We start from the raw sequence: 12,833 nt of genomic DNA, 5'->3' as shown, positions 1-12,833 counted from the left end.
CGAACGCAGACGAGCCATGCCCACCGACGCTAGTGGCCGCGCACCTTCAAGGGCAGCACCAGCTCGGCGATCCAGCTGAAGAGGGCGATGAGGAAGCCCCCGAACACGGCGGCCACGAAGCCGTCGACGGTGAACCGGTCGGAGATCGCCGCGGTGAGGGCGAGCATCGCCGCGTTGATCACCAGCAGGAACAGGCCGAGGGTGAGGATGACGAACGGCAGCGCCAGCAACCGGACGATCGGCCCGACGATGGAGTTGACCAGCGCGAACAACAGGGCGACCCAGAGGTAGGTGCCGGTCTCGCCGAAGAAGCCGGTCGGGTTGCCGATCACCTCGATCCCGTCGACGAGCCGGGTCACGGCGTAGATGATCGCCGCGAGCACGACGACGCGGACGGCGAACTTGCCGATCGTTGCCACGGCGGCACCGTAGCGCGCACGGATCACCCGGAGCAGGACTCCGGCCGTCTAACCGGATCTCACGTTACCGCTAGACGCGGGTAGAGGACGCCACAGAGCCGCATGTCACACGACTGGGTGGGGAACAACAGACCCGGCCGCACGTTGACCTGGATGCCGGTCCGGTCTGCGCCCCGGGCTCCACCCCTCGTCGCCGCGAGCGACCACTCGCCGAGAGGCCGCCCGGACCGGTCATCGCGCGCCCCGCCGGGAGTCGGCCTCCTGGCGGGGCGCTGCGCTGGGAGACTGGTCCGGTGAGCAGTGCGCCGCCGCAGGACCCCGCTCCGGCGCGACTCCCCCGCTCCCGCACCGCCGCGCTGCGCCGCCTGCCGGCCCGCACCACGCGCCGCGCCGTCCTGCTGGTCGCCCTGGTCGTCGTGGGCTGCGCCGTCGCGCTCACCTCCGACGTCCCGGACGTCGCCACCCTGCGCGCCTGGCTGGCCGACGTCGGGCCCCTGGGATGGGCGGCCCTCGTCGCCGCCCTGGCCCTGGCCACGCTCGCGCCGGTGCCCCGCACGGCGCTGTCCGTGCTCGCCGGCGTCCTCGCCGGGTTCTGGGGCGGCCTCGCCCTGGCGCTGACCAGTGGCCTTCTCGGCGCCGCAGCCGGGTTCCTGCTGGCCCGCCGGCTCGGCCGGGAGGTGGTCACCCGACTGGCCGGGCCGCGGCTGGCCCGGGCCGACGCCCGGCTGTCCGAGCGCGGGTTCCTCGCCGTGCTGGTCGGCCGGCTGACGCCGATCGCGCCGTTCACCGCGGTGAGCTACGCCGGCGGGCTCTCCGGCATGCGCTGGCGCGACTACCTGGCCGGCACCGCCCTGGGGGTGGTGCCGGGCACCGTGCTGCACGTGGGCATCGGGGCCACCGCCGGGACGGTCGGCGCCGGTGGCGCCCCGCTGGCGCTGAGCCTCGTGCCGTTCACCGTGGCCCTGGTGGTGCTCGGTGCGGTCGCCCTCCGCCGGCGCCGGACCGGCCTCGCCGGTTGATCCATCGAACACACGTTCGAACGGCGTGGTAGCGTCAACGGCGCACCCAGATACCGGGTCTCGTCCGCTCTGACGCTGTATCCGGCTGTCTAGCGCTGGCCCTAGACGGCCACAGACGAACATCGAGACGGCGGTCGATGCTGCCGTCTAACCGTTTCTACCGTTGCGGCAAGACGACCGCATAGGGTGCTCGACATGGACCCCGTGCGGAACCCGTACGCCCCCGGCGCCGGGCAGCGCCCGCCCGAGCTGGCCGGCCGGGACACCGAGCTCTCCGCCTTCGACGTGGTCCTGGAGCGGATCGCGCGGGGGCGGCCGGAGCGCTCCCTGGTGCTCACCGGGCTCCGCGGGGTCGGCAAGACCGTGCTGCTCAACCAGCTGCGGTCGGCGGCGATCACCCGCGGCTGGGGCACCGGCAAGATCGAGGCCCGCCCGGACCAGTCGCTGCGCCGGCCGCTGTCGGCCGCACTCCACATGGCCCTGCGCGAGCTGCGGCACCCCGACCAGGAGTCCACCGACGCCGTCCTGGGCACCCTCAAGGCCTTCGCCCAGCGCCAGGCCCCCGCCGACGCGAAGGTGCGCGACCGCTGGCAGCCCGGGATCGACGTGCCGGCCAGCGCCGGGCGCGCCGACTCCGGGGACATGGAGATCGACCTGGTCGAGCTGCTCAGCGACGTGGCCGGCCTCGCCGCCGACGTCGGCAAGGGCGTCGCGCTGTTCATCGACGAGATGCAGGACGTGCAGACCGACGACGTCTCGGCCATCTGCGCCGCCTGCCACGAGCTGTCCCAGCAGGGCTCGCCGCTGATCGTCGTCGGCGCCGGGCTCCCCCACCTGCCCGCGGTGCTCAGCGCCTCCAAGAGCTACTCCGAACGGCTCTTCCGCTACCTGCGGATCGACCGGCTGGACCGGGACGCCGCCGACCGGGCGCTGCTGGCCCCGGCCGAGCGGGAGGACGTCGAGTTCGACACCGCCGCACTGGACGCCCTCTACGACGCCGCCGACGGCTACCCCTACTTCGTGCAGGCCTACGGCAAGGTCACCTGGGACGTCGCGGCGACCTCCCCCATCACCGCCGACGACGTGGCGATGGCCGCCCCGGCCGCGGAGGCCGAGCTCGCGGTCGGCTTCTTCGGCTCCCGCTACGACCGGGCCACCCCCGCCGAGCGGGAGTACATGCACGCGATGGCCGAGCTCGGTGGCCCGAGCGGCGCCGCGGTCGCCACCTCCGACGTCGCCGTCACGCTCGGGCGCAAGCCGGCCTCCCTCTCCCCCGCGCGGGACTCCCTGATCAAGAAGGGGCTGGTCTACTCCGCCGAGCGCGGTCAGATCGCCTTCACCGTGCCGCACTTCGGCCGCTACCTGCTCCGCCACGCCACCGACTGAGAGAGCACCCGGACGGGGGGGTGTTCCACGTGCAACCTCGTCGCGGGGACGGCAGGGTGGCCGGGGTGAGCACCCCTGCCGACGCCCGCTCCCCCGAGGAGATCACCGTCCCGGTCGAGGGCGGCGAGCTCGCTGCCCTGTACTGGGCGGCCGACGCCCCCGGGGCCCCCCTGGTCGTGCTGGTGCACGGGATCACCGGGAACGCCGCGGTCTGGGGCCCGGTCGCGGCCGCCCTGGCCGGCGAGTGCGAGGTGGTCGCCCCCGACCTGCGGGGACGGGCCGGCAGCGCCGGGCTCCCCGGCCCCTACGGCCTGTCCGCACACGCCGCGGACGTCGCGGCGCTGCTCGACCGCTTCGGCGCCGACGCCCAGGCCGGGGCCGACGCCACCGTGCTCGTCGGCCACTCGATGGGCGGGTTCGTCGCCGCGCTGGCCACCGCCGGGGAGGCCCGGGACATGGTGCACGGGCTGGTGCTGGTCGACGGCGGCCTGCCCTTCGCCGTCCCGCCGGCCGCGGACACCGACTCGATGCTGGCCGCCTTCCTCGGCGGCACCCTGGACCGGCTGGACCGCACGTTCCCCGACCTGCCCGCCGTCCGGGACTTCTGGTCCGGGCACCCGACGGTGGGCCCGTGGGTCGACGACCCGTCGGCCTCCGCGTTCTTCGTCCGCGACCTCACCGGTACGCCCCCCGAGCTGCGCAGCGCGGTGGTGCACGAGGCGGTCCGGGTCGACGGCGCGGACATGCTCCGCAACCAGCTGGTGCTCGAGGCCACCACCGACCTCCCGGTGCCGGCGACGCTGCTCTGGGCCACCCGGGGCATGCAGGGCGAGGTGCCCGGCCTCTACGACGAGGTGCGGCTGGAGCAGATGCAGCTCGCCCGCGCCCACGTCACCGCCCACGAGGTCCCCGGCACCGACCACGACTCGCTGGTGTGGAGCCCGGAGGGCATCCGGGCGATCGCCGACGCGGTGCGCGAGGCGGCTGCGCGCGGTCGTTGAACGCAGACGCCGGCCCCGCCGTTCGGCGGGGCCGGCGTCTGCGGCTGGTCGGTGACCTCGGGTCAGCGCAGGGAGCGCTCGGCGAGGTCGCGCAGGCCGGCGTCGGCGTCCCGCTGCCCGGGGCCGGCGTTGGTCGCCGTGTTCGGCTCGGGGGTGTCGCCGTGGTCGTCGAGCATCGTGGACTCGTCGAAGGGCCGCTCGCCGGCCAGCACGGCCCGCAGCTGGTCGGTGTCCAGCTCCTTGGTCCAGGTGGCGACCAGGATGGTGGCGATCGCGTTGCCGGCGAAGTTGGTCAGCGCCCGGGCCTCGGACATGAACCGGTCGATGCCGACGATGAACCCGACCCCGTCGAGCAGGTCGGGCCGGTGCGCGGCGAGCCCACCGGCCAGCGTGGCCAGCCCGGCGCCGGTGACGCCGGCCGCCCCCTTCGAGGCGATGATCATGAAGGTGAGCAGCCCGATCTGCTCCCCCAACGACAGCGGGTCGCCGAGGGCCTGGGCGATGAAGAGCGAGGCCATCGTCAGGTAGATCGCGGTGCCGTCGAGGTTGAAGGAGTACCCGGTCGGCACCACGATGCCGGCGACCGGCCGGCTCACCCCGGCGTGCTCCATCTTGGCGATCAGCCGGGGCAGCGCCGTCTCCGAGGAGGACGTCGAGACGATCAGCAGGAACTCCCGGCCGAGGTACTTCAGCAGCCGGAAGACGCTGGTCTGGGCGACCAGCCGCAGGAGCAGGCCGAGGACGACGAAGACGAAGAGCAGGCAGGTGGCGTAGAAGCCGAGCATGATCACCGCGAGGCTCTTCAGCGCGTCGATGCCGGTCTCGCCGACGACGGCGGCGATGGCACCGAAGGCACCGATCGGCGCGACCCACATGATCATCGCCAGCACCCGGAAGACCAGCTTCTGGAAGTGGCCGATGCCGCGCAGGATCGGCGCCCCGCTGTCCCCCATGGCCTGGATGGCGAAGCCGACCAGCAGCGCGACCAGCAGCGCCTGCAGCACCGAGCCGTCGGTGAGCGCGGAGACCAGGGTCGTGGGGATGAGCCCGAGCAGGAAGTCGACCGTGCCGCCGCTCTCCTCGGCGTTCGCGGCCAGCTGCGAGCCCTGCCCGCGGAGCTCCTCGGAGAGCTGCAGCCCGTCGCCGGGGTGCAGCAGGTTGCCCACGAGCAGCCCGATCGCCAGGGCGATGGTGGACATGGTCAGGAAGTAGCCCAGCGCCAGGCCGCCGACCCGCCCGACCTTGGCCGCCTGCCGGATCGACCCGATGCCCAGCACGATCGTGGCGAAGATGACCGGCGCGATCAGCATCTTGATCAACGCCACGAACGCGGTGCCCAGCCACTTGAGCTGGACGGCGAAGTCGGGGAAGACGAACCCGACGGCGATGCCGAGGACGACGGCGGCGATGACGGCGAGGTAGAGCCAGTGCGTGCGGTCCCGCCGCCGGGGCGGGGTCGCCTCGGTCGGGGACGCGGCAGCTGAGGCCATGACTGCTCCTGTGGAGTCGGGCGGCCGGGGCTGCTGGCCGCCGGATCAGGTCGCCCGCACTCGGGGCGACGTCAGCACCCTCACCCGCGTCGTGACGCCGGTCACCCATCTGTTCATAGCGTTCACCGGTTCCCGCCGCGGCGGTGGACACTCGGCTGGTGCACCCTCCAGCCGCGCCGGTCCGGCGCCGGGACCGCGGCAGCCTGGCCCGCGACCTGCTGGCCCTGCAGGCCACCGTCGTGGCGATCGTGGTGCTGGTGGCCAGCGTGGTCGCCTACGCCCGGGCCCGGGCCGCGGTCGAGGAGGCCGCCGAGGCGGAGGCGATCGGCATCGTCGAGAGCCTCACCAACTCACCGCTGGTGCTCGCCGCCGTCTCCGGGGCGGAGCCCACCGCGGTGCTCGAGCCCTACGTCGAGCGGATCCGGGCCGACACCGGCACCTCCTTCATCACCGTCCTGGCACCGGACCGCACGCGGTACACCCACCCGGACCCGGCGGAGATCGGGCGGCCGTTCCGCGGCACGATCGCCCCCGCGCTGGCCGGGCAGACGTTCACCGAGACCTACACCGGCACGCTCGGGCCCTCGGTGCGCGCCACCGGTCCCGTGCTGGACGCCGACGGCGACGTGGTCGCCCTCGTCTCGGCCGGCATCACCGTGGCCGCCATCGGCGACGACCTCACCGAGGCACTGCCCGGCATCGTGCTGACCGCCCTGGCCACCCTGGCGGTCGGCGGCCTGGGCAGCTGGGCGATCAGCCGCCGGCTGCGGCGACAGACGCACGGCCTGGGGGCCGCCCCGCTGGCCCGGATGCTGGAGTACCACGACGCCGTCCTGCACGCCGTCCGGGAGGGCCTGCTGCTGGTGGACGGCGGGGGCCGGGTGCAGCTGGCCAACGACGAGGCCCGCCGGCTGCTCGACCTCCCCGACGACCCGGCCGGCCGGCCGGTCACCGAGCTCGGCCTGCCGGCCGAGCTGACCGCCCTGCTCACCGGGCAGCAGCTGACCGTGGACGCCGTCCAGGTGACCGCCTCCCGGGTGCTGGTGGTGAACCAGGCGCCGGCCACGCAGGGCGGCCGGGCGGCGGGCACGGTGGTCACCCTGCGCGACCACACCGAGCTCCAGGCGCTGACCGGGGAGCTGGACAGCGTCCGTGCGTTCGCCCGGTCGCTCCGGGCGCAGTCCCACGAGGCGGCCAACCGGCTGCACACCACGGTGTCGCTGGTGGAGCTGGGGCGCACCCAGGAGGCGATCGACTTCGCCACCGCCGAGCTGGCCCTGGCCCAGCGGCTCACCGACGAGGTGGTCGCCGCCGTCGAGGAGCCGGTGCTGGCCGCCCTGCTGCTGGGCAAGGCGGCGATGGCCCACGAACGGGGCGTCGTCCTGGTCATCGACCCGGAGTCCACCGTCGGCGCGACCGGTCTCCCCGGCGGCGACCTGGTCACCATCGTCGGCAACCTGGTGGACAACGCCGTCGACGCCGCGCTGGAGGGGCCCCCGCCGCACGAGGTGCACCTGCTGCTGCGCGCGGCCGGGGACACGCTGGAGATCCGGGTCGAGGACACCGGGCCCGGCCTGACCGAGGAGCAGACGCACCGCGTCTTCGACCAGGGCTGGAGCACCAAGGCCGCCCCCGACGGTCACCACGACGGCCTCGGGCACGGGTTGGGGCGCGGCCTCGGGCTGGCCCTGGTGGCGCAGACGGTCCGGCGGCACGGCGGCCGGGTCGGCGTCCGGCCCGGCCCGGGGGCGGAGTTCACCGTCACCGTGCCGCTGCGGGCGCCGGCGCACCAGTCATGACGGTGCCGCCGGTCCGGGTGCTCGTGGTCGAGGACGAGCCGATCGCCGCCGAGGCCCACCGCAGCTACGTCGACCGCACCCCCGGGTTCACCACCGTGGCGGTCGCCGCCAGTGGCGCCCGGGCCCGGGAGGCGCTGGCCCGGCACCGGGTCGACCTGGTGCTGCTGGACATGAACCTGCCCGACACCCACGGCACCGACGTCGTCCGCTGGCTGCGGGCCGCCGGCCAGGACGTCGACGTCCTCGCCGTCACCTCGGCCCGGGAGCTGGCCACCGTGCGGGCCGCGGTGTCGGCCGGGGTGGTCGGCTACCTGCTCAAGCCGTTCACCTACCCGGCGCTGCGCGACCGGCTGAGCGCCTACGCCGGCTACCGGGCCCGGCTGGCCGGGACGGGCGACGTCCACGGCCAGGACGACGTGGACCGGGTGCTCGGGGCGGTCCGCCCGCCGGGCCCCGCGCCGCTGCCCAAGGGCATGGCGCCGGAGACTCTCGAGGCGGTGGTCACCGCGCTGCGCTCCCCCGACGGGCTGTCGGCCGCCGAGGGGCTGTCGGCCGCCGAGACCGCCGAGCGGATCGGCGCCTCCCGGATCACCGCGCGCCGGTACCTCGAGTACCTCGCCGACGCCGGGCTGGCGACCCGCAGCCCGCGGTACGGCTCGGCGGGGCGCCCGGAGGTCGGCTACCGCTGGCGCTGAACGCGGGAACGACCAGGGGAGCAGGCCCGGTGCACCGGCACCGGTCCTGCTCCCCTGGTCGCTGGGTCCTGCTGGTCGGACGTGGTGGTCAGTGCGCCATCACGATGGACATGGTGCCCGAGCCGTAGCCGGCCACGTCGACCTTGAGGTCGATCCGGTTGAACGCCGCGGCCAGGCCGGCGATGTCCCCCGGGATCGACTCCCCCGGAGCGTGCAGCTTGTGCAGCTTCGAGTGGTTGACGCCCCCGCCGTTGAACAGCGCGGCGGCGACGTTCACCACCTCGTAGACGACCTCCAGGTGCATCTCGGAGAGCTCGCCCTCGTCGATGGCGTCCTCGAGCCCGCCCTTGGGGAGCAGGGCCAGCGCCCCGGCGAGCCAGGCGGCGAGCCGGATGTCGACCAGGCAGAGGGCGGTGACGGCCATCGTCGGGTCGACGTAGACGGCGACGGCCGGCTTGTCGTTGAGCGACACCGGGTCGCCCGGGGCGACGCTGACGTCCTTGCCGAACAGGCCCTCGAGCAGGTCGCGGACGTCCTTGGGGTTGGGCAGCAGCGCCGGTGCCGGAGCGGTCATCGGGCCACCTCGCTGGCGCTCGGCGTCCCGATGCCCGACGGTGCTGCGCACATGCGTGCCCTCGCGAGCTCGGTCACGAGATCACCCCGTCCAGGGCGTCCTTGAAGGTGTCCTCGTTGAACGGCTTGGCGATGAGGAAGAGGGCGCCGGCGTTGGCCGCCTTCTCCCGCATCTCCGGCGAGCCCTCCGAGGTCACGAAGCCGAAGGGCACCTGCGACCCCGAGGCACGCAGCGCCTCCAGGCACTCGATGCCGGTCATCTCGGGCATGTTCCAGTCCGAGAGGACCAGGTCGGGCTTCTCGGAGCCGACCTTGTCGAACGCATCGCGTCCGTCGACGGCCTCGACGATGTCGTGGTCGTCGTAGCCCGCCTGGCGGAGCGTGCGGATCACGATCTGCCGCATGACACGGCTGTCGTCGGTCACCAGGATCTTCACTGCGGCACCTCAGTTCCGCTCGGGTGCAGCGCCTCGGTGGCGCCCTGCACGGTGATGGTCAGGGACTGTCCGCGCCACTGACCGTTGACGCGGCAGACGTCGTCCAGCCGCCCGGTGGTGGGGGCGGGACCGATCTGGGGAAGGCCGAGGCTGGAGGGCCCCGGCAGGACCGACTTGATGTTGCCGCCGAGCACGTTGGCGAGTTCGCCGAGCGCGTCGGCGACGTCCTCGTCGTCCACGACCGTGGGCGGCCGGGTCATCAGGACGCTCTCGGCGAGCGCCTCGGCGGTCGCCGGTGCGCAGGTGAGGACGACGGCGCCGTCCCACGGGCCGCTGATCGTCACCCACGCGCTGACCACCTCGGCCGGCGGTGCGACGGGGACGGGCACGAACGCCTCGCCGTCACCGACCAGGGCGGGCCAGATCTCGTCGGCGATGCTCTGCACCGTCGCCTGGTCCAGCAGCGCGGTGATCGGCTGGGCTTCCTGCAGGCTCACGCGGACACCTCCTCGGGGAGCAGGCCGAGCAGCGCCAGCTTGTCGCGGAGCGCGTCGGCGGTGAACGGCTTGATCAGGTACTCGTGCGCGCCGGCGGCCAGCGCCTTGACGATCTGGCCGGTCTCGCTCTCCGTGGTGACCATCATCAGCGTCACCTGGCGGAAGTCGGGGTTGGCGCGGGTGGCCATGACGAACTGCAGCCCGTCCATCACCGGCATGTTCCAGTCGATGCAGCACAGGTCGGGGACCCAGCCCTCGGCCTTCCCCTCCTGCAGCGCGTCGAGGGCCTGCCGGCCGTCCCCGGCCTCACGCACCTCGTATCCGAAGTCCTTGAGGATGCTGCCGACGATGCGCCGCATGGCGCGGGAATCGTCGATCACCAGAGCTCGCACGGTCAGGCTCCCTTTCGCGGGCGGTAGGCGGAGCCGCGGCCGAGGACGACCCGCTCCCAGTTCTCGTCGACCCCGAGGGTGGTCTCCGCAGCACCGAGGAACAGCCACCCGTCGGGGCGCATGAGCTGGCGGACTCGGGTCAGGATCGCCTGCTTGGTGGGCAGGTCGAAGTAGATGAGGACGTTCCGCAGGTAGACCACGTCGAAGGGGCCCATCCGCGGCAGCGGGGCGGCGAGGTTGCACTCGCTCGCGGTGATCATCCGGCGCAGCGCCGGGGCGATCTCCCACTCGTTGCCACTGCGGGTGAAGTGCCGCACCAGCATGGTGGCGGGCAGCCCCCGGTTGACCTCCAGCTGGCTGAACCGGCCGGCGCGGGTGCGCTCGACCATCTGCTGGGACAGGTCGGTCGCGGTGATCGACACCCGGGTGGTGGCGTTGGGCAGCGCGTCGGACAGCAGCATGGCGATCGTGTACGCCTCCTGCCCGCTGGAGCAGGCCGCCGACCAGATCTGCAGCCGCTCGTCGGGACGCCGGGCGGCCACCAGCTGCGGCAGCACCGTGCTGGTCAGCGCGGTGAACGGGTCGCCGTCGCGGAACCAGGACGTCTCGTTCGTGGTCAGCGCCTCGACGATCCGCCGGGTGGTCGCCGGGTCCGGGCGGTTGCGGACGGACTCGACGAGCTCGCTGACCCCGGACAGGCCGCGCTGCTGGGCCATCGGCAGCAGCCGGGCCTCGACCAGGTACTCCTTGCCGGGCTGGAGGACGATCGCGCTCTCCCGGTGCACCAGCTGGCGCACCCAGTCGAAGCTCGTGGTGGTGAGGGTCATCGCCGGCCTCCGATCGGGACAGCGGCACGGGCAGCGGCGAAGCCGGCGGCCGGGCGGGGGGTCGGGAGCAGCCGGACGATCGCCTCGGCGACCCGGCCCAGCGGCAACACCTCGTCGGCGAAGCCGGCCTGGGTGACCGCACCGGGCATGCCCCAGACCACGGAGGTGGCCTGGTCCTGGGCGACGACCGTGCCGCCGGCGTCCCGGATCTGCCCGGAGCCGATGCGACCGTCGGAGCCCATGCCGGTGAGCACGACCCCGAGCACGGCGCCGTCGTAGGCGGCCACGGCGGAGCGGAAGAGGACGTCGACGGCCGGCCGGCAGAAGTTCTCCGGCGGTGCCTGGTTCAGCGCGGTGCGCCTGCCGGCGCCGCTCGTGCCGACGGTCAGGTGGAAGTCACCGGGGGCGATGTGCACGGTGCCGGGCGCCAGCGGGGTGCCGTCGACGGCCTCCACCACGGTGAGCGGGCACAGCCGGTCCAGGCGCTGGGCGAACTGGCGGGTGAAGACGGGGGGCATGTGCTGCACCAGCAGCACCGGCACCGGCAGGGAGGCCGGCAGCAGCGGCAGCACCTTGGTCAGCGCCTCGGGGCCACCGGTGGAGGAGCCGATCACCAGCACCGCCGGCTCCTTGGCGGCGCGGGTGCGCGCCACCGGCGGGCGGACGGCGACCGGGGCCGCGACCGGGGCGGCCGCGGGGCCGCTGGTCTGCGGCCGGCCGGTGAGGGCCTTGATCTTGGGGATGAGCTGCTGGCGCACGCTCTCCATCGACTGGGCGACGCTGCCGACGTTGGCCGGCTTGGTCACGTACTCGTTGGCGCCGGCCGACAGCGCGTCCAGGGTCGCGGAGGCACCGCGCTCGGTCAGCGTGCTGAACATGATGATCGGCACGCGGCTGTGCATCTGACCACCGGCGCCGCCGCGGATGGCGCGCACCGCCTCGATGCCGTTCATCTCCGGCATCTCGATGTCCATGGTGACCAGGTCGGGCTTGAGCTGCTCGAGCTTGGCCACGGCCAGCCGGCCGTTCGGCGCCGTGCCGACGACGGTGATCATCGGGTCCTCGGACAGCACGTCCGTCACGATCTTGCGGACGACGACGGAGTCGTCGACGACCATCACCCTGATTTGTTCCACGCGTTCCCCCGCAGCCGATGTGCCGGCCGGTGGGCCGCTCCCGACCTGTATCGGCATCGCGTGCCGGGGCTTGAGCGGATTCAGACGTGTACTGCAGATCGAGCGTTATCTACCCCTCGAGGGGGAGGGACCGCCCGGTCACCATGGCCCACGGGCCGCCGAGCACGGCGAGGGACTCCTCGTCCAGCAGGTCGGCCATCGCCAGGCCCTGCACGCAACCGGCGAGCGCGTTCCAGACGCCCTCCGCGCCGTCCCGCGGGGAGAAGCCGGCCTCGGCGAAGAGCCCGACGGTCATCAGCTGGACGGCGGCCAGGGTGCGGGTGCGGCCGGAGACGTGCGCGGCCCACGCGGCGCCGTGCATCGCCGCGGCCCAGGGCCGGCGCTGCGCGCGCCCGGCGTCGACGGCCATCCGCCACCGCCGGCGGCCGGCCTCGTCCAGCCCGCGGAGCTCCGCGGCGAAGGCGTCGACACCGGCGGCCGCCGGACCCAGGTCGGGCCGCGGGCCGGGCTCCCAGGCGGTCGCGGTCGCGAACGGTCCGGTCAGCTCCTGCCGCGTCGGGGCGTCGAGTGCGTCGGAGGCCCACCAGCCGGTGGCGGCGTCGGCCAGCACGTCGGCGGCCTGGGCCGCCACGGCCGGGTCGAGGTCGGCCACGACCTGGTGCTCGGGGCCGAGGACGTCGTCCCGCACCAGCCGCTCCAGGGCCGGGGTGTTGCCGATCGTGCCCCGCTCGAGCAGGGCGACCAGCCGGGCGGACCGGTCGTCGCCGCCCGGGTCGGTCAGGTCGCGCAGCTGGGGGACGCCACCGGCGGCCAGTTCGTGGGCCCGGCGGGCGCGGACGGCCAGGGCCGCGCGCTCGTCGTCGGGGCGGCCGGCGGCGGGGTGCGCCGCGGCGATCCGGTGCAGGGTGGCGGCGTCGGCACCGAGGCCGGCCACCAGGACGTCGGCGACCTGGCCACCGGCGGGCAGTCGGACGAGGTCGAAGCCGAGCGTCGCAGCGCTGACCAGGGAGTAGGGCACGTCGCCTCCAGGGAAGTGGTCAGGCCATCGTGCGGGGAGCCCGGGCCGCAACGCCACGCGGAGGTCACCCGCTCGCAGGATGGCGAGCGGACGACCTCCGCGCGTTGCTGCCTGACGGTCAGTGCCCCATCACAGACCGTTCAA

Annotated in this window: 14 protein-coding genes; 5 read left to right on the top strand and 9 right to left on the bottom strand. The window is 74.1% G+C overall.

The genetic code is table 11. The features are described from left to right. Window positions 1–29: 29 nt before the first annotated feature. Window positions 30–419, bottom strand: a complete 390-nt coding sequence (locus FB380_RS06905; RefSeq protein WP_229681776.1) for a phage holin family protein — start codon at window positions 417–419, stop codon at window positions 30–32. A gap of 293 nt (window positions 420–712) precedes the next feature. On the opposite strand from FB380_RS06905, the gene FB380_RS06900 reads away from it, so the two are divergent. The 3 genes from FB380_RS06900 (at window position 713) to FB380_RS06890 (ending at window position 3,825) form a co-directional block, all read left to right on the top strand. Beyond that, window positions 713–1,438, top strand: coding sequence for a TVP38/TMEM64 family protein (locus FB380_RS06900; protein ID WP_229681775.1), 726 nt, complete (start codon window positions 713–715; stop codon window positions 1,436–1,438). A gap of 195 nt (window positions 1,439–1,633) precedes the next feature. After that, a complete protein-coding gene (locus FB380_RS06895) occupies window positions 1,634–2,824 on the top strand; it encodes an ATP-binding protein (RefSeq protein ID WP_166754426.1) in 1,191 nt (396 codons plus the stop codon). Between the two features lie 65 nt (window positions 2,825–2,889). Further along, window positions 2,890–3,825, top strand: a complete 936-nt coding sequence (locus FB380_RS06890) for an alpha/beta fold hydrolase (RefSeq protein ID WP_166754425.1) — start codon at window positions 2,890–2,892, stop codon at window positions 3,823–3,825. Between the two features lie 62 nt (window positions 3,826–3,887). On the opposite strand, the gene FB380_RS06885 is transcribed toward FB380_RS06890, so the two are convergent. After that, window positions 3,888–5,315 carry a cation:dicarboxylate symporter family transporter gene (locus FB380_RS06885; RefSeq protein ID WP_166754424.1) on the bottom strand — a complete coding sequence of 476 codons (1,428 nt, stop codon included), beginning with the start codon at window positions 5,313–5,315 and terminating at the stop codon, window positions 3,888–3,890. 158 nt (window positions 5,316–5,473) lie between these two features. On the opposite strand from FB380_RS06885, the gene FB380_RS06880 reads away from it, so the two are divergent. Further along, complete coding sequence (locus FB380_RS06880) at window positions 5,474–7,114, top strand: sensor histidine kinase (RefSeq protein ID WP_229681774.1); 1,641 nt, start codon at window positions 5,474–5,476, stop codon at window positions 7,112–7,114. Beyond that, entirely contained in the window at window positions 7,111–7,809 is a 699-nt protein-coding gene (locus FB380_RS06875) for a response regulator (protein ID WP_166754423.1), read from the top strand. The genes FB380_RS06880 and FB380_RS06875 overlap by 4 nt, the downstream gene beginning before the upstream one ends. Window positions 7,810–7,897: 88 nt before the next feature. Here FB380_RS06875 and FB380_RS06870 read toward each other — a convergent pair whose 3' ends face one another. The 7 genes from FB380_RS06870 to FB380_RS06840 form a co-directional block, all read right to left on the bottom strand. Further along, complete coding sequence (locus FB380_RS06870; RefSeq protein WP_166754422.1) at window positions 7,898–8,383, bottom strand: hypothetical protein; 486 nt, start codon at window positions 8,381–8,383, stop codon at window positions 7,898–7,900. A gap of 73 nt (window positions 8,384–8,456) precedes the next feature. Next, complete coding sequence (locus tag FB380_RS06865) at window positions 8,457–8,819, bottom strand: response regulator (RefSeq protein ID WP_166754421.1); 363 nt, start codon at window positions 8,817–8,819, stop codon at window positions 8,457–8,459. Further along, window positions 8,816–9,316 (bottom strand): chemotaxis protein CheX, encoded by a 501-nt coding sequence (locus FB380_RS06860; protein WP_166754420.1) that lies wholly within the window; start codon window positions 9,314–9,316, stop codon window positions 8,816–8,818. The genes FB380_RS06865 and FB380_RS06860 overlap by 4 nt, the downstream gene beginning before the upstream one ends. Beyond that, window positions 9,313–9,708 (bottom strand): response regulator, encoded by a 396-nt coding sequence (locus FB380_RS06855; RefSeq protein ID WP_166754419.1) that lies wholly within the window; start codon window positions 9,706–9,708, stop codon window positions 9,313–9,315. The genes FB380_RS06860 and FB380_RS06855 overlap by 4 nt, the downstream gene beginning before the upstream one ends. Window positions 9,709–9,710: 2 nt before the next feature. After that, window positions 9,711–10,535: a CheR family methyltransferase gene (locus FB380_RS06850; protein ID WP_166754418.1), complete on the bottom strand. Its 825-nt coding sequence runs from the start codon at window positions 10,533–10,535 to the stop codon at window positions 9,711–9,713. Beyond that, window positions 10,532–11,671 (bottom strand): protein-glutamate methylesterase/protein-glutamine glutaminase, encoded by a 1,140-nt coding sequence (locus FB380_RS06845; protein WP_166754417.1) that lies wholly within the window; start codon window positions 11,669–11,671, stop codon window positions 10,532–10,534. The genes FB380_RS06850 and FB380_RS06845 overlap by 4 nt, the downstream gene beginning before the upstream one ends. Before the next feature lie 109 nt (window positions 11,672–11,780). Next, window positions 11,781–12,689: a hypothetical protein gene (locus FB380_RS06840; protein WP_166754416.1), complete on the bottom strand. Its 909-nt coding sequence runs from the start codon at window positions 12,687–12,689 to the stop codon at window positions 11,781–11,783. Window positions 12,690–12,833 lie beyond the last annotated feature (144 nt).

The organism is Modestobacter marinus (genome assembly GCF_011758655.1).
Taxonomy (GTDB): domain Bacteria; phylum Actinomycetota; class Actinomycetes; order Mycobacteriales; family Geodermatophilaceae; genus Modestobacter; species Modestobacter marinus.
Note: the sequence above shows the minus strand (reverse complement) of the source record. Positions and strands in the feature narration are given on the sequence as shown.